This window comes from Aureibaculum luteum (assembly GCF_003449015.1).
GTDB classification, from domain to species: domain Bacteria; phylum Bacteroidota; class Bacteroidia; order Flavobacteriales; family Flavobacteriaceae; genus Aureibaculum; species Aureibaculum luteum.
In genome coordinates this window covers 476,512-501,228 of sequence record NZ_QRGD01000002.1, presented here as the reverse complement: position 1 = coordinate 501,228, position 24,717 = coordinate 476,512, and the positions used below count along the sequence as shown (strand labels likewise).

Below are 24,717 nucleotides of genomic sequence, written 5' to 3'. Positions count from 1 at the left end.
GTTAAGAATTGGAATTTATCGCATAAATTCTATGGAGCTCCTCGTAATGACAGTCATATCAATAGTATTTATAGTATATAATGAATAAAAATTACACCATAGATCAACTACAAGAGGTAGCAAGTGAAATTATCGATTCGGCTTCAAGTAAAATCCTACTTTTTTATGGAGAAATGGGAGTTGGCAAAACAACCTTGATTAAGGAAATTGTAAAACAATTAGGGGTTGACGACGTAGTAAGTTCTCCTACATTTTCATTAGTTAATGAATATGTTTCTAATGAAGGTGAAAGCATTTATCATTTTGATTTCTATAGAATAAATGATGAAGAAGAAGCATTAGATATGGGGGTAGAAGAATATTTTGATAGTAATAACTGGTGCTTAATTGAATGGCCAGAGAATATTAAAAATTTGTTACCTTTAAAAGCTGATAAAATTTCATTATCAGCAAATGAAGATGGAGTTAGAAGTTTAAAAGTTAACCAATTATCTAATAACTCAACAACATGAGTAAACAATATTCGCCGTTTAGTAAAGAACAATTAATGCCGAAACCTGAAATGCTTGAAATTAGAAAGCAAAAAGGAGAATTGTTTATCGGTATTCCTAAAGAAACACATTTACAAGAAAAACGAATTTGTCTTACACCAGATGCTGTTGCTGCTTTGACCAATCAAGGTCATCGGATAATTATTGAATCTACAGCCGGTGACGGTGCTAATTATACAGATTCTGAATATTCAGAAGCAGGTGCACAGATATCGTACGATGCGGAAGAAGTATTTGGATGTAATTTAATTTTAAAAGTGGAGCCACCTTCACTTAAAGAAATTGAATATATAAATCCGCAAAGCGTATTATTTTCTGCATTACAATTAAAAACACAAAACAAAAAATACTTTGAAGCATTAGCTAAAAAGCGAATTACAGCTATAGCGTTTGATTTTATTTCAGATGAACATGGAATTTTTCCGGTGGTAAAATCACTAAGTGAAATTGCAGGAATTTCTTCCATTCTAATTGCAGCTGAATTAATGAATAACAGTAGTGTTGGTAATGGACTATTATTAGGTAATATTGGAGGTGTTGCTCCTCCTGATGTTGTTATTCTTGGTGCTGGAACTGTTGGAGAATTCGCAGCACGATCTGCAATTGGTCTAGGAGCTCAAGTTAAGGTGTTTGATAATTCTGTAACCAAATTAAGAAGATTACAGCATAATTTAGGTACTCCTATATATACATCAACAATACAACCGAAAACATTACAAAAAGCTTTAATGCGTTGCGATGTGGCTATTGGTGCAGTAAGAGGTAGAACAAGAACCCCCATATTAGTGAGTGACGAAATGGTTCAAATAATGAAAGATGGTGCTATAATTGTAGATGTGAGTATAGATAGTGGTGGTTGTTTTGAAACTTCTGAGGTAACCACACATGACAATCCTACATTTGTTAAACATGGTGTAATTCATTATGCCGTACCAAATATTCCTTCACGTTATTCAAGAACAGCATCCTTGTCCATTAGTAATATATTTACACCTTATCTCTTAGAAATTGGAGATGAAGGTGGTATTGAAAATGCTGCACGTTTTGATAAAAGTTTACAAAGAGGTATGTACTTTTATCATGGTATTTTAACAAATAGAGCGGTAGCCGATTGGTTTAGCTTACCTTATAACGACATTAATTTACTTGTTTTTTAATTTTAAACTATTAATGGAAATAAAACGCCGATTTATCTTTTTTGGATTCGGATTTACAATAGGAATAATTTTATTGTTGATCATATTAAACGGAAAAGAAGCTTCTTGTAATTACTTACCTAATGCAAGAATGTTAGAAATTCTAAGAAGTAAACACAGGGTTTATGATGATGATGTAATTCAACTCATGACCGATAAAAATATTGATTCTACCGTCATTGTTCAAATGTTACTCAATGGAGATATTGATTTTTCTAAAAGCAAAGTCCGTCAAGAACCATGTCGTTATTATTGGATTGATGGCTATGTTAAAGAAAAAGAAGCTTCTATTTATGTTGAAAACTGTGATACTATTATTACTATTCAACGGCTTACTTTTACCGAGTAAACCTTAAACAACCTACTTATTTGGAATTATTTACAATCATTGAAACGAACCGTTTCCGAAATAAACAGCTATTATTTACACTGCTATTATTTGGCTTATTTAATAGTTATATAATTGCTCAAACAACCATTCATGGTGAAGTAAAAGATACTAACGGTATCCTTTTAGAAGGTGTTAATGTTGTCTTGAATCCCTCTTATTCTGGGACTACTACCAATGTTGAGGGACAATTCAAATTTCAAAATATTCCATCAGGTAACTATAGCTTAACATTATCATATATTGGTTATAAAACAATACATGATAGTATCTATGTATCTGAAAAAGAAATCTTACAAAATTTTGTCTTGGAAGAGGATTTACTCAATTTACAAAATGTTGTTATTACGGGAACTTTTGAACCTAAAGTGCAGTTAGAATCAAGCACTTCAATGAGTGTTCTTAACGCTGATATGATCCAACAGGTTTATCCACAAGGTACAGCCAATTTACTTTCAAGTATTCCTGGAACATTTGTAGATGCTTCCGCTGGTGAAGTTTTTACTAAAGTTTATACACGCGGTGTTTCAGCTTCAGCAGAAGATGATATGGGATGGTATTATGTTTCACTTCAAGAAGATGGACTTCCTGTAAGTCTTGCTCAGTATTCTTACTTTAGTCCTGATTTATTTCATCGCTTGGATTTAACAACTGAAAAAGTAGAAGCTTTAAGAGGTGGAAGTGCTTCTATTACGGCTTTAAATGCTCCTGGAGGAATTTATAATTTCATTTCTAAAGGGATTCAAAATAAATTTAGTGGTGACATTAAAATATCCAGTGGCTTTCAAGGTGAAAATAATTACCTCCGTAAAATTGACGCATTTTTAGGAAGTCCTTTAGGTAATAACTGGTTTTTAAATGCAGGTGGACATTATAGAATTGATGATGGTGCTCGTAATACTAATTTTACTTTTAGTAAAGGTGGACAGTTTAAATTTAATTTAATTAAACAAAATAAAAATGGTACTCTAAAATTCTATGGTAAACTATTAGATGATTTCACCAACAGATATACAGGTGTTGCTGCCGTAAATTGGAATGACCCTACTCCTGCTTTTGGACAAGACTTTAGTTCTACTTCGTTATTAATGCCTAGTTTTAATGCTAACATTCCTGATGGAAGAAACTTAGCACAAGGTGCAACCAATAGTTTTAATCCATCACAAGGTGTACATGCGAAAGATCTTTCTTTTGGGTTTGATATTTCTCAAAATTTAGGGCATAACTGGACCTTAAAAAATAATCTTAAATTTTCTGCCAAAAGTGCCAATTGGCAGACCTCAATAAGTAATGCCTTTGTTTCATTAAATGATCCCCTCGCCTATTTTATAAGTGGTGCTGATTTCCCTATTGGACAAGTTGTTTTTAAAGATGCTCAATCAGGTGCTGAAGTAGCTCGTATAGATAATAGTGGTATTTTAGCAGGACAACCCATTCAATATCTTACTGATGGTACATTGCCAAACGATGCTATTATGGGTACATCGGCGTGGTATATCGAAAATAAAGCTGATGAGTGGATGGATCAGTTAACATTAAGTAAAAAAATAGACCATCACAATATTACGGGTGGTATTGCATTGGGGTTTTCTGATAACTCATTTTTTAACCAAGGCAGTTTTGGTTATGTCACTTATGAACCCAATCCCAGAATGCTTCAAGTAACACTTGAAAATCCCAATGAACCTATAATTGAATTGTCTGATGATGATGGAATTAGTAATTATGGAGGATTGTTTTTTGTAAACTCAAAAGCCAATGTAAGTCAAATAGCTACTTTTTTGAATGATAACTGGGAAATATCAGAAGATTTTAATTTAGATTTAGGGTTACGTTATGAAACCATAAATCATAAAGGTAGTAAAGATCGTTTTGCCCCAAATATTCAAGATGGTGGGCTTGATGGAAATAACAATACAGCTTATGATAATGGTATTTTAAAACCAACTAGTGAAAAAGATCATTTTAATTTCAGCTACAATTATCTTTCTTTTTCTGCAGGTATTAACTATAAAATGAATACGAAATCATCGGTATTCTTTAGATTTTCACAGGGAAATAAAGCTCCTGAATTAAATTATTACTTTAATAATTTTTCTAATGTACCCATCAACAAAAAAGGAGAAGTTCAAAAAATAAATCAAGCTGAAATAGGTGTTAAATATACCCACAGTAACTTTTCATTTACAAGCACGTTATTCTGGAGTGAATTAAAAAATATCGGTACTGCCAATTTTGAATTTGATTCAGATAATAACAGTATTTTCTATACCCCTATACTATTTAATACCTCTAGAACTATTGGCTTAGAATGGGAAAGTGTTTATGAACCTATCAAAAATATTACATTCCGTTTTAACGGCGTTGTTCAAGATCCGAAAGCTACAAAATGGAAAATCTATGATGCAGCAGGTTCTGTTGATACTGGTGACGATCAAACGTTAGACTTTTCTGGTAACACATTAGCCTTTACTCCTAAATTGATGACTAATTTGAGTAGCGAATATCAGAAAAATAAAATTTCAGCATTTATTAAATGGCAATATATGGGGAAACGTTTTGGAAACGTAGCCAATGGTTTTGAACTTGATTCTTATAGTATATTTAATATGGGTGCTGGGTATCAAATAAGTACTCACTTATCTGCCAATATTTTAGTTTCGAATCTATTTAATTCTAAAGGACTTGCCAATTTCTATGGTGCTAATAGTTTTGGAGCAAGTGCTAATGGGGCAACTAAAGACTATATTAATGCGAATCCTGATGAGAGTTTTGTTGTATTTCCAGTGTTGCGAAGAAGCGTATTACTAGAATTGAATTATAGTTTTTAATTACTCTTTCTTTGCTTTATAAAAGACCTCTTGAATTGCACTTCTAATATTGAATGTGTAAATGCCTCTACTTTTTCTTGTCGGATTTACTCTATTTGACAAGAAAATATAAACCAATTTTTCTTTTGGGTCTGCCCATATAAAAGTACCTGTAAAACCAGAATGCCCAAAACTTTCAGCACTTACTTCTGGTGCAGGGTACGCATCTTTCAACGTTAAGGTGTCATTACCTATAGACGGTTTGTCAAATCCTAATCCACGTCTATTTTCATTATCAGGGTATTGAATTTTTGTAAATTCTTTTACGGTAGCTTCAGAAAAATAACGTTTACCATCATAAACTCCATAATTTTGATACATCTGCATTATTTTGGCTAAATCTGTAGCCGTAGCAAATAACCCAGCATTACCAGAAATGCCACCAAGTAAGGCTGCATTTTCATCATGTACCCATCCCCTTGTCAATTCTTTTCTAAAAAGAGAATCTACTTCAGTTGGGATAATAGTATTAGTGAAATTCTTAGTTTTAGGTAGAAACCCCATAGTTGTTGCTCCTAAGGGTTTATAAAAAGTTTCTTGCAAGTAGGTATCAAATGGTTTACCCGTCATTTGTTTCACTAATTCAGGATACATTAAAAATGTTAAGCCAGAGTATTTATATTTTTTGATAGAAGAAACTTTTGACCGATTTGCAATCCTGTACATTTTTCTATTAAATCTGTTTTTTATATACAAACCGTTATAAGCCTGGTTGGTATATCCCCTCTTTGATTTTCGTTTTACAAAACGTTTTTTGATCTCACCGTTTTTCTTAAATACTTCACTTAAAAAAACAATATAAGGTTGCAGTCCAGCTTGATGAGCTAATATTTCACGTAAGGTTAAGTCTTTTTTATTTTTAACATGCTTCCAGCGTTTCCAATAGTCACTAAAAGGCTTGTCTAAATCTAATTTACCTTCATCAACTAATTTCATTATTGCTGGTAATGCTGCAGTAATTTTAGTCACGGATGCTAAATCATAAATATCATTTAATCCAACTTGCTGCACGGAATCATAAGTTTGAAAACCGTATGCCTTATGAAAAATAATTTTACTGTCTTTGGCTACTAAAACTTGAGCTCCTGGAAAAGCATGATTTTCAATTCCTAAGGTCATAATAGAATCAACATTATGATTTATATACGTGGAATCTAAACCTACATCTGAAGGGTTTGCATAGGTAAGTTTATCCTGTGCTGAAACGGAAAAAACCGATAAAAGCACGCAAAAAATTAATATTCTTGAATGTAATATCGGTTTCATATGTGTCAATAATTCTATTATATTATTTAGCAAGCACTTCTTGCACTTTATCAGCAGCTTCTTTAAACTCGGTGGCAGAAATAATTTCCATACCACTGTTATCAATTAGCTCTTTTGCTTCTTTAGCATTTGTTCCTTGCAAGCGAACTATAATTGGTACATTAATAGCATCACCCATATTCGTATAAGCATCTACAACACCTTGTGCTACTCTATCGCAACGAACAATACCACCAAAAATATTTACTAAAATTGCTTTTACGTTTGAATCTTTTAAGATAATTCTAAAAGCAGTTTCAACACGTTTAGCATCGGCTGTTCCACCAACGTCTAAGAAGTTAGCAGGTTCACCACCAGCTTGTTTAATTAAATCCATTGTTCCCATCGCTAAACCAGCTCCGTTTACCATACAACCCACATTTCCATCAAGATCTACATAATTTAATCCAGCAGCTCTTGCTTCTACTTCAATTGGGTTCTCTTCGCGTAAATCACGCATCTCTGCATATTCCTTACGTCTAAACAAAGCATTATCATCGATAGATACTTTGGCATCAACAGCCATAATTTTATCATCTGATGTTTTTAATACTGGGTTTATTTCAAAAAGCGAAGCATCTGATTCTACATAAGCTTTATATAAAGCCGTAACAAATTTCACCATTTCTTTTAATGCTACACCTGATAAACCAAAATTAAAAGCAATTTTACGAGCTTGAAAAGGTAACAATCCAACCGTTGGGTCAATCTCCTCTGTAAATATTAAATGAGGGGTTTCTTCTGCAACAGTTTCAATATCCATACCACCTTCTGTAGAATACATAATCATATTTCTACTTGTTTCACGGTTTAAAAGTACCGACATATAATACTCTTCTGGCTCATGCTCACCTGGATAATAAACATCCTCTGCAATAAGTACTTGACTTACCTTTTTTCCTTGTGGAGGAGTTTGAGGCGTTTTTAACATCATTCCAATAATATCTTGAGAGATAGAATCAACTTCAGCTAAGTTTTTAGCCAATTTAACACCACCACCTTTACCTCTACCACCTGCATGTATTTGAGCTTTAATTACCCACCATCCAGTACCAGTTTCTGCAGCAATTTGTTTAGCTACTTCCACAGCTTCTTTATGACTGTGAGCTACTCGACCTCTTTGGATTCTAACACCAAAACTATTTAATATTTCTTTTCCTTGATATTCGTGTAAGTTCATTCTTTATATTTTGTGAATAAGTACTACAAAAATAATAAACCATTTGTTAATTCGGTTAACTTTTAAATTTAATTGCTATTTTCACCAAATAATTGCTCTTTAAGATTATGTAAGGTTTTGTAAACTCTTTGATAATCACTAACTTTTCAAATACACTAAATGAAATTTTACCCATTCATTTTACTCCTATTCATTTATAACATTTGCTTTTCCCAAGCAGTTCCTAAAGAAATTGAAATATTAAAAATCAACGCATCTCCTGTAATTGACGGTGTTTTGGATGAGGCCTTTTGGCAAGACACAGACCTTGCCAAAGATTTTGTTATGTTTGAACCTGGAGATGGTGGAGCCGAAAGAAACAATAAAAAAACTACAGTTAGAGTAGCTTATGATGATGAAGCCATCTATTTTGGGGCTACTCTTTATGATGATACTCCCGATAAAGTACCGATGGAATTTGGTAATAGAGATCAATTTGGTAATACAGATTTTTTCCTCATTTCTATCAATCCTAATAATGATGGTCAAAACGATACTGAATTTGTGGTTCAAAGTACCGGTGCTCAAGGAGATGCTAAAGTAGCCAATGGTGATGAAGATTTTACGTGGAATGCAGTTTGGTACAGTAAAGTCAGGTTTAATAAAGATAGTTGGGTTGTTGAAATTAAAATACCTTATTCCGCATTGCGTTTTTCAACTAATGTTGAAACTTGGGGGATAAATTTTTTTAGAAGAATTCACTATATCAATGAAAAATATGTTTGGAATTATATAGATAAAAGTAAAGGAGAAGTTACACAGTATTCCGGATTATTAACAGGCTTAAAAAACATTGAAGCCCCTACCCGATTGAGTTTTTCACCTTATGCTTCCGTTTCGCTTACAACTTTTGATGGTAGCTCTGAGTTTGATCAAAATATAGGACTAGATATAAAATATGGTGTCAATGAAAGCTTTACGTTAGATGCAACATTGATTCCTGATTTTGGTCAGACAGCTTTTGACGATTTAGAATTAAACTTAGGACCTTTTGAACTTCAATATGACGAACAAAGGGCATTTTTCACCGAAGGAACAGAACTGTTTAGCAAAGGAAATCTATTTTATTCTAGAAGAATTGGAAACCGTCCGGTTGACCGAAGTTCTGCCGAAGCTGATCTAGGACTTAATGAAGAAGTTACTAATAATCCCGACAAGGTAAATATGCTAAATGCCATTAAATTATCTGGTCGTACAAAAAAAGGATTGGGTATTGGTATTTTTAATGCGATTACAGAAAAGACTACTGCTACTATTACAAATACAGAAACTGATGAAAAAAGAAATTTTGTAACGGAATCTTTAGCGAATTATAATGTCTTGGTATTAGATCAACAATTTAATAAAAACTCATCCGTAACATTAGTAAATACAAACGTAACTAGAAATGGTAGTTTTAGAGATGCGAATGTAACGGGACTCCTTTATGATATATCAGATAAAAAAAATCAATATAATATTAAAGGAAACTTTAAAATGAGTAATGTCAAGGAAAATGGAGAAATTTCTGATGGATTTTCTGGATTTCTAGAGTTGTCAAAAACATATGGAAATGTACAATATAGTGCAGGCCACTACAGAAATAATGATACTTATGATATCAAAGATTTAGGATTTATTAATAGGAATAATCGTTCTTCGTATTTTGGGGAAATTTCGTATCAAATTTTTGAACCTTCAAAACTCTTCAATGATTATCGTATTTCTTTTGAATCAAGTATTGACTATTTGAATAGCCCTAATTCATATACGGGGAATGACTTTGAATTAGATGCTTTTTTTATCACAAAGAAAAGATTTGCGTTTGGAGGAAATATAGAATCAAATATTGGAAATCAATTTGACTATTTTGAGCCTAGAGTTGCGGGACGCTTTTTTAAACAAAATGGAGTTTTAGAATTGGGAGGTTGGATTTCTACAGATTATAGAAAAAAGTTTGCCTATGATCTGCGTGTAAAATATAGAAAAAGGTATAGCAATACTGAAAATTACATTCGGGTTAATTTATCACCACGTTTCCGTTTTACCAATAAATTTCAAATTATTTATGATTTTGAGTATTCCATGTTAAAAAATCAAAATGGATGGGTAAACCAATTAGCCGACGCGTCTATTATATTCGGAAACCGTGATGTAAAAACTGTGACGAACTCATTATCTGGTAAATTAAGTTTTACAGTAAAATCTTCTTTGTCACTATCTTTTAGACATTATTGGTCTCCAGTTACCTATGATCAAAATTTTTATGCATTAAATAACGAGGGTACTTTAGATGATAATGCCTATGTGGCAAGTCATAATATCAATTACAACATATGGAATTTAGATTTAAGTTACTCTTGGGAGTTTGCTCCAGGTAGTCAGTTCGTAGCTTTATACCGAAATAACATATTTAATAAGGATGATTTGTCTGATCTTAATTTTGGTAAAAACTTAGACAATCTATTTGAGGAATCAATTGTAAATAATTTTTCTTTAAAATTTATTTATTTCTTGGACTATAATAAGATGAAGACTTGGCTTTGATAGAGAATAGAGAATAGAGAATAGAGAATAGAGAAAATAAATATCAAGCACCAAATTTCAAAAATCAAAGAAAAGAATTGGTGAATTCATATTTTAAAATTAATTCCAATTATTATTAAGCGGAAGTCACTAATAAAAAAACAAGATCGCATATAAAATTACAGTTTTAAAATGTGAGTACTGTTGAACTTCCTGCAATGATAAGAGCAATTGATTATTGGAATAATTCTTTGTAATCTACAAGACATCATCATAGCATGTTTTGTTATCCATGCTAGATTAAAATAACACTAAAAAATAAATAATTATTATGTAGTTTTACGCTTAGAATTTTGATCTATGATAATTGCAAAAAACATTCATAAATATTACGGCGATTTAGAAGTTTTAAAAGGTGTTGATCTTCATATAAAACAGGGTGAAATTGTTGCTATTGTAGGGCCATCTGGGGCTGGAAAAACAACGTTGCTACAGATTTTAGGTACACTTGATAAGCCTTCTACAAAAGGTCTAAATTCAATAATAAAATCTGAACTCCTATTAAATAACCAAGATGTCTTAAATCTAAAAGACAGAGGATTGTCCAAATTCAGGAATGAACATATAGGTTTTATTTTTCAATTTCACCAATTATTACCAGAGTTTACGGCGTTAGAGAATGTCTGTATTCCTGCATTTATAGCCAAAAAACAAAAAAAAGAAGTAGAGATTGAAGCCAAAAAAATATTAGATTTCTTAGGTTTATCAGATCGAGTTGATCATAAACCGAATGAACTTTCTGGTGGAGAACAACAGCGAGTTGCGGTTGCAAGAGCCTTAATTAATAATCCTAAAGTTATTTTTGCCGATGAACCTAGTGGGAATTTAGACACAGCCTCTGCTAAAAATTTACATGAATTATTTTTTAGTTTGCGAGATGAGTTTAATCAAACATTTGTCATCGTAACACACAATACAGAATTGGCAAATATGGCTGACAGAAAACTGGAGATGAAAGATGGTAGGATAGTAAGTGGTGTTCAGTAAAGAGATAGCAGTTTGAATTATCACATAAGTAACAATAATGAGATTGCGACGTCGCAGTTAAATATGAATTAACAGAATAAATTTTGACAACGCTCCTTGCAATGACTACGGTAATAAAAGTAACAAATTTCAAACACGAAACACATAACATCAAAAAACGAATCAAAGAATAACATTGAACATTAAATCTTGAAATTGAAACAACTATTATTAATATTACTATTAACCACCACTCAATTATCAAGTGGGCAGACCATTAGAAATTTTTCTAATGAGTTTTTAAGCATTGGTGTAGATGCTGCTGCATTTGGTATGGGTAAAGCGGTTACGGCATTTAGTAATGATGTAAATTCTATTTATTGGAATCCAGCTGGTTTAGTTGGTTTAAAAGATTACCAAGGTTCTTTGATGCATGCCGAGTATTTTCAAGGTATTGCGAATTACGATTATATAGGTTTTGCAAAACCTATCAATGATGAAAGTACCATCGCTGTAGCGGTAATGCGTTTTGGTGTAGATGATATTTTAAATACAACGCAGCTAATCCAAGATGGGCAAATAAATTATGATCGAGTTAGTCTTTTTTCAGCTGCTGATTGGGCCGTTAATGTAGCCTATGCAAAAAAGTTAATTGTGAAGGATTTAAATGTTGGTGTAAATGCCAAAATAGTTAGACGAAATATTGGTGGTTTTGCTTCTTCAATTGGTTTTGGTTTAGATGCCGGACTTCAATTTAAACGCAATAATTGGCAATTCGGATTAATGTTACGAGATATCACTACTACCTTTAATGCTTGGTCTTTTAATGATGAAGAGCTGAATAACATTATTGATATTTACAACAATCTAAATGAAAGTATTTTAAATGATGGCAATCCAGATAATGATGATGAAATTATACCAACAGTTACCCCTGAAAAAATTGAACTTACCAAACCGAAAGCTCAATTAGGTATTGCTAGAAAGTTTACCATTTCACGTGATTTCAATCTGCTAACAGCACTTGATTTAAACATGCGATTTGCACAAACAAATGATGTTATTTCAAGCTCGTTTGTAAGTGTGAGTCCTGCATTTGGATTTCAGTTAGATTATATTGGTCGCGTCTATTTAAGAGGTGGTATTAATAATTTACAAAACCAAACTGATTTTGATAATAGTGAATCATTAACGCTAGAACCCAATTTTGGAGTTGGATTCAATTATAAAGGCATTTCTATTGATTATGCCTTAACAAATATTGGTGGTGCCAGTGGTACACTATTTTCAAATGTATTTTCGTTAAAAGTTGATGTGAGTTATTTTAGATAAAAACCCTACCCTAACCCTCAGCGAAGGAAAGGACTTGTATTGTATAATTAATTTCTATAAAATTGAAAAAATTACTTTTTTTTATTTCGCTATTGGCTTTTTCATTAAGTGCCCTAGCTCAAAAGATCACCTTATCTGATCAAGCTGAAATAAGTGTAATAACAGTCGACCCAGGTCATAATCTATACGATACTTTTGGACATAGTGCATTTAGAGTTAAAGATAAAGGACTAAGAATGGATCTTGCTTTTAATTATGGTATATTCGATTACAATACTCCAAATTTTTATGGAAAATTTGCTCAAGGGAAATTATTATATGACCTCGCAGCATATCCATTTTCATATTTTTACAGAAGTTATACGGAAGAAAATAGAACTATAAGAGAACAAGAATTAAATTTATCGCTATCTGAAAAACAAGCATTTTTTGATTTTTTACAAAACAATGCAAAACCTGAAAATAAATCTTATTTATATGATTTCTTTTATGACAATTGTGCCACTCGATTAAAAGATGTGGCTCAAAATGTACTTCAAGAAAAAGTTGTGTTTCATACTAACTTTATAGAAGGCAAGGACGAAACCTTACGTAGCTTAATCCACCAGTACGCTCAAAAAAAACATCCATGGGGTACATTCGGAATTGATTTAGCTTTAGGATCTATAATTGATAAAAAGGCAACAACGAAGGATTATCTGTTTTTACCGGATAATATTTTCAATACGTATGCGGAGAGTACCATTAATGGACAACCTATTGTAAAGAAAACTAACATTTTATATAAATCAAAAGATAAGGAGACTAATGGATTTCAATTATTTTCTCCCACTGCCCTATTCACTTTAATCGCACTATTGGTTATATGGATCACCTATCGTGATTATAAGAAACAAAGACGTAGTAAAGTATTAGATTTCATCTTGTTTTTTACTACAGGGCTCATAGGTATTGTTGTACTATTACTATGGTTTGCAACTGACCATTCAGCAACTAAAGACAACTACAACTTTTTATGGGCCTTTTTGCCTAATTTATTTGTTGCGTTTATTTTGCTAAAAAAGGAGGTCCCGAGTTGGGTTAAAAAATATGTTTTTTTACTACTACTACTTTTAGCTTTAACAGTAGTACTATGGATACTACAATTTCAGATATTTGCTATTGCGATAATTCCTTTATTAATTTTATTGGCTGTACGATATATCTTCATCTATCATGTTGTTCAAAAGCAACAATAATGCAAACTTAATTTATCTGGCAAGTCATTAGCATGTAAACACGTAATGTCAGATTCAGAAAGTTTTCAATATTCTTAAAATATTATGCAAGGTTAGTATAGATCTAGACAATAATCATAAAAAAGCACTACCTAATGCGTAGTGCTTTTCTTTTTATATGTTAATTATTTTTTAATTGTCGCATGGACCTAGGTAACAGTCTTTGTGTTGACTTAAGTGTTGATAAAGAGCATTTACACTAATGCAAATGTCATTTCCATTGTGGCATACACTAACTTTCTTTTGATTTTTATCACACCAAGTATAATCATTATCAGAACCACCATTATCACCTTGATTTACATCCGTATCAGTATCAGAGCTATTGTCTGAATCAGAATCTGAATTGTCATCTGCTCCGCTACAAACTTCAACAGCCAATTCAAGTGTACCTTCAAGATCATCAAGATTGTCTAATTGTGTTTTATTACCCTCATAATCTGTAAGAATTATAGGAAAATAAAAGCCAACATAATTTAAGGATGTTAAGGAGTTAATAAATGTGGTTAATTCTTCATCACTATTAATCACTTTTTCTTGAGGATCTTCAACATTTAATAAAAAGCTGATTGGATATTGAAACATAGTACACTGAGAATCAGATGTAGTATCAGTTGTGCCACTTTTGGTAATAGTAGCATCTGATCCGCTACTAACTGCAGCAACCATAAGCCTTAAAACATTAGCGTTACCTTGAACCATATTTTCACCTGTTTGATTCATTTCTTCAGAATTATCACAATTGACAAACATTAACAATGGGATAAACATTAAATATTTTAACCCGGTTGTGATTAACTTTAATTGTTTCATAATTTAATTTTTTTAGTTTATAATTCGTTGGTTGAATTTAGTTTTTAAAGGAGTTAAAGAATTACACCTTAATATTAATAACAACTCAAGTACTAAAATTCCCCCCAGTAAATTTGTTTATTTTCTATTATAATTAGATAATTTTATTCCTCCTATTTATTATAAGGGGAAGTTCCTCGACTAAAATAGATTTATTGCAATGATTATAAAGGGCGGATGGGTTCATCTCTTTGTTCGTACAGAAATACAGTTAATATCTTCTCGATACATTTTCTTTTCAGCTCTCGCTTCTAACAAAACACTCGAAGTGACGTGCAATTATTTGTTCTTAATGGCGGGCGGAGGGGTTAAATTCATTGTTCACATCTGTCATTGTAATTTCCCATCCCGAGAGTTCGGGAGGGACAGGCATCTGCTTAATTCTAACTCCTATTTGACAGATTCATCGCTCCATTGCATTCCGCTCTGAATGACAGAAGAAAAGGCATTCCTAGTACTGAAACAAGTTCAGCACAAGCTGAAGACAGGTAAAAATAAAGACGGTTAAGTTGTACTTAGTACACCAACATTTAATTTAAGTTGATATCACCCAATGAAAATTGTGAACTGTGGAAGAAGTCTAATCACTTTACTCAATAGACTCTTTTACGTCTAATGATTCATATTCAGAATTGTTTGAAATGTATTCTGTAACTATACTTTTCATTTTGGTAACGATTTCAAATTTATCCATATTATCTAACTTGGAAAATTCAATAATTTTGTTTTTCATTACTTTATAATCCACAGGATCTACTTGGGCAATCATAATTTTTTCATTATACGTAGGTACTGTATTTTCTTCGTTACTCAATAGTTCTTCGTACAGCTTTTCTCCTGGACGTAAACCAATAATTTTAATATCTATATCATCAGGGTATTTTAATCCTGATAGATGAATCATTTTTTTAGCCAAATCAAAAATCTTAACCGATTCGCCCATATCGAAGACATAAATTTCTCCACCTTTTCCCATTACTCCAGCTTCTAATACCAAACTACAAGCTTCACTAATGGTCATAAAGTATCTTGTAATTTCTTTATGGGTTACTTGAATGGGTCCACCCTCCGTAATCTGTTTTTTAAATAGGGGAATAACCGATCCGTTAGAACCTAACACATTTCCAAAACGTGTGGTAATAAATTTTGTTCTGCCTTCATTATTAAGGCAATTGGCATAGACTTCAGCAACACGTTTAGTGGCACCCATTACGTTTGTAGGGTTTACGGCTTTATCAGTAGAAACCATTACAAATTTCTCTACACGATGCTTTGATGCTAGATCCATCACTGTACGTGTACCAAAAACGTTAACTCGTACCGCTTCATAAGGATTTTCTTCCATCAGAGGAACATGCTTATAGGCAGCAGCATGGAAAATGATATCAATTTTATAGTTATCAAATATGGAAACCATTCGTTTCGAATTTCTTATATCGGCAACTTCAACTGCAAAGTTTTTAAATTTCTTTCTATAGAAACTTTGTTGCACATTATAAAGGTCAGATTCAGCTTGATCTAATAAAATGAGTTGTTTGTACTTATAATTTCCTACCTGATGAGCTATTTCACTACCAATAGACCCAGCAGCTCCTGTAATTAGAATAACTTTACCATCTAATTCTTTTTGTAGAATAGGATTGTTAATTTTTATTGGCGTTCTATTTAATAAATCTTCAATTTTAACCTCCGTAAGTTGTCCTACATTTAAATCACCATCAATCCATTGATCAACTGGTGGTACTACTTTTACCTTAACAGGTAATGGAACCAGCTTATCTACAATTTCAAATAATTTAAAAGGTTTTATATTATGAATAGAAACGATAATTTCTTTTATATCATGATTTTCTATAAATTCTTTGGTAATGACTTTAGAAGAATACACTTTTACCCTATTGTATTTCTTTCCTCGTTTCTTTTTATCATCATCAATAAAACCTAAGATGTTTGCATTATTTTTCAAATCATTGATAATGGCTGCATAGGTAAGCATTCCTGAATCTCCAGCACCATAAATTAGCGTATTTTTTGGAGATTTATACGCCATTAAAACTCGCTGTATAAATCTTTTGAAAATATATCTACTGGCAATTAAAACAATAATATTTATAAGGTAATGTACAGTAATAACTCTAAAAGGAACGGCAAACCGCTTCGTAATCTCATAGTTCCTATCTATTAAAGTTATTATAAATAATGATATAAAAATTAGGCTTACTCCATAAAAAAGATTGAGAGCGTCTTTTATGCCCGTCTGTCGAACTGTACCCTTATATGACCCTACTATTAAAAAACTTAGTAAAGATAAAAGTACGACTAGTAAAATTTGAGCAAAGAACCCAAATTGTTGAAAACTTAAATCAAAATTAAATACAATAAGATAAGCAATAATAAAGCTTTGTACTACCAAGGTAATATCAACAAGCAGGACCACCCATCTAGAAACATTTAATTTTGCTCCTTTTTCAAATACTGATTTAATCATTCTTGTACATTAGTAAACAAAGGTCGTAAATAATTACCAATAAATTAACATACAATAATAATTTCATGTAATAGTTTAACTAAACTAAGGTCATTAAATTATTTTATTTTAGTCATAAAACAAATACTGTTTTTTCATTCTCACTGACCACTTATAAAAATGACAGTTATGTCCTCTTCAATAGGATTTACACCCCCAATTTTCATTTTGTTAAAGACCTCCCTTAATCCTTCCAAAGGAGGGAAACGATCACGTTTACTATAATATGTAGTCTTAAAACTTATTTGTTTCTAAAATAATTGAATACATATCTTTTATGGGATATAAGCCTTCGAAACATTGGTAAATTAAAACCTCTGATCAGAGCCATAATGAAATACGTTTAAAACAGTTTAATAATTGCATCTATAACTCTTTGTTGTTGTAAATTAGTCATATTAGAACCACTAGGTAAACATAATCCTTTATGAAACAAATCTTCAGAAACACCATTTGTATATTTAGGAAAAGTATCAAAAACAGGTTGTAAGTGCATTGGTTTCCACAAAGGGCGTGCTTCTATATTCTCATCTTGTAAGGCTAATCTCACCGCTTCACGTTTTTCATAACTCTCTAATAAAATTGTAGTTAACCATCTATTAGCATATACTTCTTCAGATTCTTCTAGAAACTTAATTTCTTCGATACTTTTTAAAGCATTAACATAAGTATCAAAAACATTACGTCTCGCGTTAACTCGATCATCCAAAACTTCCATTTGCCCTCTACCAATACCTGCTAAAATATTGGACATTCTATAGTTAAATCCAATATTAGTATGCTGGTAATGTGGAGCGTCATCTCTCGCTTGAGTTGCTAAAAAAGTGGCTCTTTTACAATATTCGGGATTGTCAGATACTAATGCTCCACCTCCTGAAGTAGTAATGATTTTATTTCCATTAAATGAGAATATACCCAACTCGCCAAAGGTACCCATAGGTATATCTTTGTAAAAAGCTCCTAAGGCCTCAGCGGCATCTTCAATTATTGGTATTTTATATTGGGAAGCTACAGCAATAATTTCATCCATTTTTGCAGGCATTCCGTATAAATGCACTAAAACAATCGCTTTTGGTGTCTTTCCTTTATGTATTCTATCTTTTATTGCTTCTTCCAATAAAACGGGACACATATTCCAAGTATCCTTTTCAGAATCTACAAAAACAGGAATTGCTTTCTGATATCTAATCGGATTCGCAGAAGCCGAAAAAGTAAAGCTAGAGCAAATAACTTCATCATTTTCTTCAATTCCCAACAGTATCAAGGCTAAATGAATTGCAGCTGTACCTGAACTTAACGCTGAACACGCCTTACTACCCGTGTATTTACAAATATCCTGCTCCAAACCATTGACATTTGGACCTAATGGAGCCACCCAATTATCGTCAAAAGCCTGTTTTACATATTTTTGTTCCTCTCCTGTTAAATGTGGCGAAGAAAGCCATATTTTTTCTTTCATATGCTGTTCAATTTTATTGTACTGTAAAAGTAATACAGAATCTTTTAAAATTAAAAGAATTCTTACAAAGACCGCGTTTTATTCTAAGCTAATTTCAATAAATCTTCTACTATACGTTGTGCCGTATTTCCATCCCATAAATTTGGAATATCGCCCACTTTCCATTCTCCTTTATGTAATTTCTCCATGTATGGAGCTACATTTTCAGGATTTGTACCTACCAATTCATTCGTACCAATGGTAATGGTTTCAGGACGTTCTGTATTATCACGCAAAGTCATACAAGGTACTTTCATAACTGTAGTTTCTTCTGTAATACCTCCAGAATCAGTTACAACAGCAAAAGCATGTTTTACTAGATAATTAAATTCCAAATAACCTAAAGGACCAATCATATGTAAATTATCAGCTTGAATACCGATTTGTTCTAATATTTTAGCAGTACGAGGATGTACCGGAAAAATAAGAGGCATTCCCTTTGCTCCTTTTACAATCTCATCAATTAAAGATTTTAATTTCTGTTCTTGATCTACATTTGCAGGTCTATGTAATGTCATTACAAAATAGCCCTTTTCTTTTAAGTTTAACTCTGAAAAAACAGCAGGTTGTTTTAAACGAGGCATGTTTTTCAATAAGGTATCTATCATTGTATTACCAACGTATCTAATCTTACTTTCATCATGCCCCAATTGACGTAAATTTTCATTGGCAACTTCTGAAGTGGTATAGAATATATCTGTAATAGAATCGGTTACCATTCTATTAATTTCTTCGGGCATTGTAATATCATTAGAGCGAATACCACCTTCTACATGAATAACATGTACCCCTAATTTCTTTGCTGCAATAGAACAGGCCATCGTAGAAGTAACATCACCTACAACCAAACAATAATCAGCCATATCTTTTAACAATAATGCCTCATAACGCTCCATGATTCTAGCTGTTTGCTCTGCTTGAGTACCAGAACCCACTTCTAAATTAACATCAGGATCAGGTATCCCTAATTCTTCAAAAAAACTACCAGACATTTTTTTATCATAGTGTTGACCTGTATGAATCAGTCGGTATTGAATTTTGTCTTTTACTTTTTCGAGAGCCTCAATAATTGGAGCAATCTTCATAAAGTTGGGTCTTGCTCCTGCTATAATGTCTAATTTCATCATTTTTTATTAATTTTTTATATTTTTCTAGCAGGATTCCCTACTACTTTTTTATTGTCTAAAACATCACTAATAACTACTGAACCTGCTCCTATTACGCACCATTTACCAATTTTTACATTAGGTAAGATCACTGCACCTGCACCAATATGAGTTCCTTCTCCTATATGTACTCCTCCACATAAAGTTGCATTTGGAGAAACATGTACATAATCTTCCAACATACAATCATGGTCTATTGAAGATGATGTATTTATAATACAGTGTTTTCCAATTACTGTAGATGAATTGATTACACTACCTGCCATTACTACCGAACCTAACCCCAATTTAGAGGTTTTATCGATAATCGCTTTGGGATGAATTGCTATACCGAATTCAACATTCAATCGTTCTGCAATTTCCTTACGTACACTATTATTTCCAATGGATATAATTACGTTATCGCTTAAGTTATCAATATCATCTAATGTATGTACAGCACAACCTAAAATCGATGTAACCTTTACATTATCGTCAATTATTTCGGAAATAGTAACATTTAACTGCTTACAGATGTCAATGATTACTTTTGCATGCCCACTTGCACCGTATAAAATCATATAAATTTAATTAATTTTTCCCGTTAAAGGGTTCTGTTGTTGCCATACCAACTGTATTAATATCTTCAGATTTAATTACTTTTAATATTGTTTTAAATATTATTTTAACGTCTAGGATAAAGCTAACATTATCAACATACCAAACATCGTATTTTAATTTTTGAGTCCAACTAATTGTATTACGACCATTAATTTGTGCCCAACCTGTGATACCTGGCTTTAAATTATGCCTCCTTTTTTGTTCTTTTGAATATAAACTTAGATAGGGTATTAAAAGTGGTCTTGGTCCTATCAAGCTCATATCTCCTTTTAAAACATTAATAAGCTGTGGTAACTCATCAAGTGATGTTTTTCTAACAAATTTACCTAGAGATGTTAACCTATCTTTATCTGGCAATAAGTTATTGTCATCATCTCTAAAATCAGTCATTGTTTTAAATTTTATGACTTTAAAAGTTTTTTCATTTTTTCCAGGTCTTTGCTGGAAAAAAAAGGGATTTCCTTTATTTGAAATACTTAATAAAATTAACAACACTATAAAAATTGGACTCAACAAAACGAGCCCAATCAATGATAAAATAAAATCTAAAATTGGTTTTACAGCATTAACGTACATTATATATCTAATTTTTCTTTTATCAATCTCACATACTCTGACGCCAAATGATGTCTATCAAAATGCTTTCTTGCATAGCTATATCGATTTTCAATCATTTCCCTAATATATTTTCTATTTTGAATGTCATTTTTAATTCCATAAACAATAGCGTAAATTATCAAATTCAACACAATATCAAAAATTCAACGCCTCAATTAACTCTTTTGAAACAACATCAATAGCTAGTAATACTATAATTTTTCACAACATCAAACGTCATATATTAATAAATAGTTTTATAAATATCAACCTTTTTTTTAATACTCTAGCTCTCAAATCCGAAGTTATTTGTATTTAAACACTTTATTTTAAATATTATTTAAATCTTACTTTCCTAATATATCAATTATGACTGCGATCAAGGTCAAGTATACTTAAGTTTTCATAAACCTCTTCTAGAATTGTAACACTATCAAATGTTTTTATAATCAAACACAAATTTTATCATTTTTAAAAAAGCTCGATATACAAATTCGAAAGTTTTTCATAGGTTAGATTATCTTCCAAATATTTTTTACCTCTCTTACCCATTGCTAGTAGTTCTTTTTTAGGTAAATTGGAATATTTTAAAATTGTTTTTGCAAACAATTCGGGATTATTAGCTTCAATAAACTCTCCACAATCGGCTTCATTAATAATATTTTTAAATCCATTAAACGGAATTATTATTGGTCTTTCTGCATACATATAATCAATCCATTTATTAGGCGAAACACCATAGTTATAAATGGGTTTGTCCTCCCATGGATTCAACAAAATATGACAAGATTGTAAAAAAGAATTAACCTTACTTTTCTCTACGGATGGTAAAAATTCTACATTTTTCAAATGACTATATTTCTCCATAAACTGAGTTTTCAAAACCCCATCTCCTAAAATTTTAAATTTAATATTGCTAATATCTTTTAAAATATATGCAGCATCTAAAATTAAATCTATTTTATTGGCAATACCTATAGAACCGGCATAACCCACAATAAAATCTTGACTTTCTAAATTAATTTTAACCTCGGTTTTACCTAAAACCTCTGGGTCCAGACCCATAGGAATGTATCTAAACTTATGCTCGTTACCAGGAGCCACCAATTTTATATGTTCACCTAAATTCCCCATTGATCCCACGATAAAATCGGCATTTTTATATGCTTTTTTTTCAATTGAAGATAAAACGTGTACAAATGGATTCTTTTTACTTAAATTTTTTAACTCAATTAAAGATTGAGGCCATATATCTCTAACTTCTATAATAAGGTTGATATCATATTTTTTTTTTAAACGTACACCACTTCTAAATGTAAGAATCGACAAAGAAGAAACAATAACCGTATCTCCTTTACTAATATGTTGCTTTTTTAAAAATTTAAGTAATCTGTATTCAAATAAAAACCATGTATAAATTCTTTTGATATTAAAGCCTAAATTAATTTTTGGTCCTTTTAACACATAGTGTTTAAATAATGGTTTTTCAAATAAAGCATATTCATCGTTGAAATTTAAATATTGAAAACCGTTTGAGTTTGAGGATATTAATATGGTTTTAAACCCTTTTAACGCAAAATGTTTAGAAAATAAATATTGTCGAGCCGGCCCACCCTTTGCAGGTATTCCAGCATATTTAGATATGTACCAAATTTTATTTGAACTCAATTTTGTGATTCTTAAAACGAAGATTGGTTTAATTCAACCACGGCATCTTCAAAATTTATAAATTGATAGTTTTTTGATTTCAATAAATCAATCAGCCAAATATACCACTGTTTTATAACTGGGAAATTATTTGAAAAATACAAATCGTGAAAGTTAACTACGAAATAGGGTATATTTTCCTTTTCTGATAATTTCAGACGATCTATTGTATTCGCCTTCCACAACTCAATATTCTGATTTAATTGAGCATTATTAACTAAAGTAACCTCCATAATACTAATAGGGATAATCCACATCGCATTTAATTTAAAAGGTTTCTTTATTTGTTCAATTGATGAATCAAAAATATAATTTTGTGTTTCAAATAATTGATGTGTATTTTTAGCCATTCGTAAATAATGTGTTCGAATACCAAAGGATTTTAAACCACTCAATTCTTTAAAACGGTTATATTCTATAATTATACTTTCTTTATCATTAAAAGCTATTCCATGAACACCAACCTGATGTTTTTTATCCAATAATTTATCAATCCACTGTTTTGATTGTTTATAATTATAAGATAATCCTAAGGCATTATTCATACCAAAGAAAAAATTAGCTTTAATATTATAATCGTTATAAAATGTTATCAATTCAGGTAAACGATGTAGCCTGCCCCAACATTTTAAGCGTTTAAAATATAATTTTAATTCTATATCTCCTTTTAGTAACCCTTTTGTATTTCTGAATACCGTGCTTGGTGCATAGAGGTCTTTAAAATAATGTTCTTGCCAGTATAGGTGATCTACATCATGTGATAGAATGATTTTCATTTTAATTAAATAACTTGCTATTTAGTGATACAATAGATTTTCTTAATAGCCATAATATTTGCTATTATACAATTCAATTTACTAACTATATTTTTTAGAATACTACCATCTTCCATCGTTTCAATAATGCTTTGTATTGTTAGTATGAATTACATTTGATATATTCTTAAATATTCCTTACCAAATTGTTTATTATCATACTTAAGCATTACTTTTTCTTTTGCTTTTTTACAAAATTTTTCAACTATAATTACATCAAGTAATGTTAGTATTTGTTCGGCCAAATGTTCTTCATTATTACTATTAAAAATAAGACCATTAACATTATCATCAATTAATTCTGGTAATCCACCTACATTACTACCTATAATACAATTTCCTACTGCAAATGATTCCATACCCACATTTGGAAAGCCTTCAGTCTGACTAGGTATAATCGTTACATTAGTTCTTTCATAAACTTTTAAGATATCTATTGGATTTACACGTCCAATAATTTCAACCTTATTTTTAAAGTTTAATGTGTGTATCCAATTATTCAGATCTTCATTTTTAGTAGTATTTGGTCCTCCATAGATCAGACTTACAGAGGTCTCTTCGTTTATTCGTTGATCAACTAATTGCCATGCCTTCATTAACGTAATGCCACCCTTTAAATTTTTACCAAAAGAACTATCTTTATTTGGCATTAAACCACCTAAAAATAAAAATACAACGTCATTATTTAATTTTTTTGATACCGTACCAAATCTATCTAAATCTACACCTCTATAAATAACAGAAACATTTTTATCTCGTCCAAAAACATTTTTAACTTCGTTTTTTAATGCAACACTATTACATACAATTTGATCAATACCATTTAAAGTTTTTACGCATCCCATTTTTTTTAATTCTGGAAATGTATAATTAATATCGGCTCCAATAAACTGAGCTATATGTTTAAACTTGTAATTCTTTTTAAGCTTATCAAGAGCAACAACGGTTATTCCAGATATTGAATGGACTACATCATAGTCTTTTAAATAAGGTTTTAAAAAAAGTGGTATTAAATTCTTATTTATACAAGTTGTATATTTATTTATAAAAGGTAGAAGTGGGATTGTAATTTTAATTAATTTGTATCCATTTTCTTCAAGAACTTCATATCGTTTTCTTCCAGGAATAAATATTCTATAGAAAATAACGGTTAAATCTACATATTTTGAGATTTCAATAGCCGCATTTTTATTAAAAATACCTCTCATTGGATTTTCTTTTGTAGGAAAACCTCCAGTTAATAATGCAACCTTCATCTTTTAATATTTATTTATCTTATTAGCTAA

General features: G+C 31.2%; 19 protein-coding genes. 8 read left to right on the top strand and 11 right to left on the bottom strand.

What is annotated here, in order from left to right:
- The first annotated feature begins 80 nt into the window (after positions 1 to 80).
- The 4 genes from tsaE to D3P13_RS07360 are packed head-to-tail and all read left to right on the top strand — an operon-like array spanning position 81 to position 4,966.
- Positions 81 to 512 carry a tRNA (adenosine(37)-N6)-threonylcarbamoyltransferase complex ATPase subunit type 1 TsaE gene (gene tsaE, locus D3P13_RS07375; protein ID WP_117880682.1) on the top strand — a complete coding sequence of 144 codons (432 nt, stop codon included), beginning with the start codon at positions 81 to 83 and terminating at the stop codon, positions 510 to 512.
- A complete protein-coding gene (locus tag D3P13_RS07370; protein ID WP_117880681.1) occupies positions 509 to 1,708 on the top strand; it encodes an alanine dehydrogenase in 1,200 nt (399 codons plus the stop codon). The genes tsaE and D3P13_RS07370 overlap by 4 nt, the downstream gene beginning before the upstream one ends.
- Before the next feature lie 13 nt (positions 1,709 to 1,721).
- Positions 1,722 to 2,096: a hypothetical protein gene (locus D3P13_RS07365; RefSeq protein WP_157972855.1), complete on the top strand. Its 375-nt coding sequence runs from the start codon at positions 1,722 to 1,724 to the stop codon at positions 2,094 to 2,096.
- A gap of 20 nt (positions 2,097 to 2,116) precedes the next feature.
- On the top strand, positions 2,117 to 4,966 hold the full coding sequence (locus tag D3P13_RS07360) for a TonB-dependent receptor (protein ID WP_232829151.1): 2,850 nt from the start codon (positions 2,117 to 2,119) through the stop codon (positions 4,964 to 4,966).
- On the opposite strand, the gene D3P13_RS07355 is transcribed toward D3P13_RS07360, so the two are convergent.
- Positions 4,967 to 6,271 carry a serine hydrolase domain-containing protein gene (locus tag D3P13_RS07355; protein ID WP_117881225.1) on the bottom strand — a complete coding sequence of 435 codons (1,305 nt, stop codon included), beginning with the start codon at positions 6,269 to 6,271 and terminating at the stop codon, positions 4,967 to 4,969.
- Between the two features lie 22 nt (positions 6,272 to 6,293).
- Positions 6,294 to 7,490: an ADP-forming succinate--CoA ligase subunit beta gene (gene sucC / locus D3P13_RS07350; RefSeq protein WP_117880677.1), complete on the bottom strand. Its 1,197-nt coding sequence runs from the start codon at positions 7,488 to 7,490 to the stop codon at positions 6,294 to 6,296.
- A gap of 159 nt (positions 7,491 to 7,649) precedes the next feature.
- On the opposite strand from sucC, the gene D3P13_RS07345 reads away from it, so the two are divergent.
- The 4 genes from D3P13_RS07345 (at position 7,650) to D3P13_RS07330 (ending at position 13,630) form a co-directional block, all read left to right on the top strand.
- Positions 7,650 to 10,055, top strand: coding sequence for a DUF5916 domain-containing protein (locus D3P13_RS07345; RefSeq protein WP_117880675.1), 2,406 nt, complete (start codon positions 7,650 to 7,652; stop codon positions 10,053 to 10,055).
- Positions 10,056 to 10,394: 339 nt separating this feature from the next.
- The gene (locus D3P13_RS07340; protein ID WP_117880673.1) at positions 10,395 to 11,081 is read left to right on the top strand and encodes an ABC transporter ATP-binding protein; all 687 of its coding nucleotides are present in this window, start codon (positions 10,395 to 10,397) and stop codon (positions 11,079 to 11,081) included.
- Positions 11,082 to 11,276: 195 nt separating this feature from the next.
- Positions 11,277 to 12,392: a putative type IX sorting system protein PorV2 gene (locus D3P13_RS07335; protein ID WP_117880671.1), complete on the top strand. Its 1,116-nt coding sequence runs from the start codon at positions 11,277 to 11,279 to the stop codon at positions 12,390 to 12,392.
- Between the two features lie 62 nt (positions 12,393 to 12,454).
- The gene (locus D3P13_RS07330; protein ID WP_117880669.1) at positions 12,455 to 13,630 is read left to right on the top strand and encodes a lipoprotein N-acyltransferase Lnb domain-containing protein; all 1,176 of its coding nucleotides are present in this window, start codon (positions 12,455 to 12,457) and stop codon (positions 13,628 to 13,630) included.
- A gap of 171 nt (positions 13,631 to 13,801) precedes the next feature.
- Here D3P13_RS07330 and D3P13_RS07325 read toward each other — a convergent pair whose 3' ends face one another.
- The 9 genes from D3P13_RS07325 to D3P13_RS07285 all read right to left on the bottom strand — a co-directional run bounded on the left by D3P13_RS07325 (position 13,802) and on the right by D3P13_RS07285 (position 24,687).
- Positions 13,802 to 14,482: a hypothetical protein gene (locus D3P13_RS07325; protein WP_117880667.1), complete on the bottom strand. Its 681-nt coding sequence runs from the start codon at positions 14,480 to 14,482 to the stop codon at positions 13,802 to 13,804.
- Positions 14,483 to 15,110: 628 nt separating this feature from the next.
- Positions 15,111 to 17,009 (bottom strand): polysaccharide biosynthesis protein, encoded by a 1,899-nt coding sequence (locus D3P13_RS07320; protein ID WP_117880665.1) that lies wholly within the window; start codon positions 17,007 to 17,009, stop codon positions 15,111 to 15,113.
- 382 nt (positions 17,010 to 17,391) lie between these two features.
- Positions 17,392 to 18,507: a DegT/DnrJ/EryC1/StrS family aminotransferase gene (locus D3P13_RS07315; protein ID WP_117880663.1), complete on the bottom strand. Its 1,116-nt coding sequence runs from the start codon at positions 18,505 to 18,507 to the stop codon at positions 17,392 to 17,394.
- Positions 18,508 to 18,590: 83 nt separating this feature from the next.
- Complete coding sequence (gene wecB, locus D3P13_RS07310) at positions 18,591 to 19,670, bottom strand: non-hydrolyzing UDP-N-acetylglucosamine 2-epimerase (RefSeq protein WP_198679993.1); 1,080 nt, start codon at positions 19,668 to 19,670, stop codon at positions 18,591 to 18,593.
- 17 nt (positions 19,671 to 19,687) lie between these two features.
- Complete coding sequence (locus tag D3P13_RS07305; RefSeq protein ID WP_117880659.1) at positions 19,688 to 20,272, bottom strand: acetyltransferase; 585 nt, start codon at positions 20,270 to 20,272, stop codon at positions 19,688 to 19,690.
- A 10-nt stretch (positions 20,273 to 20,282) separates the two neighbouring features.
- Positions 20,283 to 20,888: a sugar transferase gene (locus D3P13_RS07300; RefSeq protein WP_117880658.1), complete on the bottom strand. Its 606-nt coding sequence runs from the start codon at positions 20,886 to 20,888 to the stop codon at positions 20,283 to 20,285.
- Between the two features lie 492 nt (positions 20,889 to 21,380).
- Positions 21,381 to 22,577: a glycosyltransferase family 4 protein gene (locus D3P13_RS07295; protein ID WP_117880657.1), complete on the bottom strand. Its 1,197-nt coding sequence runs from the start codon at positions 22,575 to 22,577 to the stop codon at positions 21,381 to 21,383.
- Between the two features lie 11 nt (positions 22,578 to 22,588).
- Positions 22,589 to 23,392 (bottom strand): polysaccharide deacetylase family protein, encoded by an 804-nt coding sequence (locus tag D3P13_RS07290; protein WP_117880656.1) that lies wholly within the window; start codon positions 23,390 to 23,392, stop codon positions 22,589 to 22,591.
- 149 nt (positions 23,393 to 23,541) lie between these two features.
- A complete protein-coding gene (locus D3P13_RS07285) occupies positions 23,542 to 24,687 on the bottom strand; it encodes a glycosyltransferase family 4 protein (protein ID WP_117880655.1) in 1,146 nt (381 codons plus the stop codon).
- Positions 24,688 to 24,717: the final 30 nt, after the last annotated feature.

What these genes read in the sequence shown, in the direction of transcription:
- D3P13_RS07365 (WP_157972855.1), top strand. Translation starts at nt 1,722, where the DNA reads ATGGAAATAAAACGCCGATTTATCTTTTTTGGATTCGGATTTACAATA.
- wecB (WP_198679993.1), bottom strand. Translation starts at nt 19,670, where the DNA reads ATGAAATTAGACATTATAGCAGGAGCAAGACCCAACTTTATGAAGATT.
- D3P13_RS07325 (WP_117880667.1), bottom strand. Translation starts at nt 14,482, where the DNA reads ATGAAACAATTAAAGTTAATCACAACCGGGTTAAAATATTTAATGTTT.
- D3P13_RS07320 (WP_117880665.1), bottom strand. Translation starts at nt 17,009, where the DNA reads ATGATTAAATCAGTATTTGAAAAAGGAGCAAAATTAAATGTTTCTAGA.
- sucC (WP_117880677.1), bottom strand. Translation starts at nt 7,490, where the DNA reads ATGAACTTACACGAATATCAAGGAAAAGAAATATTAAATAGTTTTGGT.
- D3P13_RS07285 (WP_117880655.1), bottom strand. Translation starts at nt 24,687, where the DNA reads ATGAAGGTTGCATTATTAACTGGAGGTTTTCCTACAAAAGAAAATCCA.
- D3P13_RS07345 (WP_117880675.1), top strand. Translation starts at nt 7,650, where the DNA reads ATGAAATTTTACCCATTCATTTTACTCCTATTCATTTATAACATTTGC.
- D3P13_RS07340 (WP_117880673.1), top strand. Translation starts at nt 10,395, where the DNA reads ATGATAATTGCAAAAAACATTCATAAATATTACGGCGATTTAGAAGTT.
- tsaE (WP_117880682.1), top strand. Translation starts at nt 81, where the DNA reads ATGAATAAAAATTACACCATAGATCAACTACAAGAGGTAGCAAGTGAA.
- D3P13_RS07355 (WP_117881225.1), bottom strand. Translation starts at nt 6,271, where the DNA reads ATGAAACCGATATTACATTCAAGAATATTAATTTTTTGCGTGCTTTTA.
- D3P13_RS07290 (WP_117880656.1), bottom strand. Translation starts at nt 23,392, where the DNA reads ATGAAAATCATTCTATCACATGATGTAGATCACCTATACTGGCAAGAA.
- D3P13_RS07370 (WP_117880681.1), top strand. Translation starts at nt 509, where the DNA reads ATGAGTAAACAATATTCGCCGTTTAGTAAAGAACAATTAATGCCGAAA.
- D3P13_RS07305 (WP_117880659.1), bottom strand. Translation starts at nt 20,272, where the DNA reads ATGATTTTATACGGTGCAAGTGGGCATGCAAAAGTAATCATTGACATC.
- D3P13_RS07315 (WP_117880663.1), bottom strand. Translation starts at nt 18,507, where the DNA reads ATGAAAGAAAAAATATGGCTTTCTTCGCCACATTTAACAGGAGAGGAA.
- D3P13_RS07300 (WP_117880658.1), bottom strand. Translation starts at nt 20,888, where the DNA reads ATGTACGTTAATGCTGTAAAACCAATTTTAGATTTTATTTTATCATTG.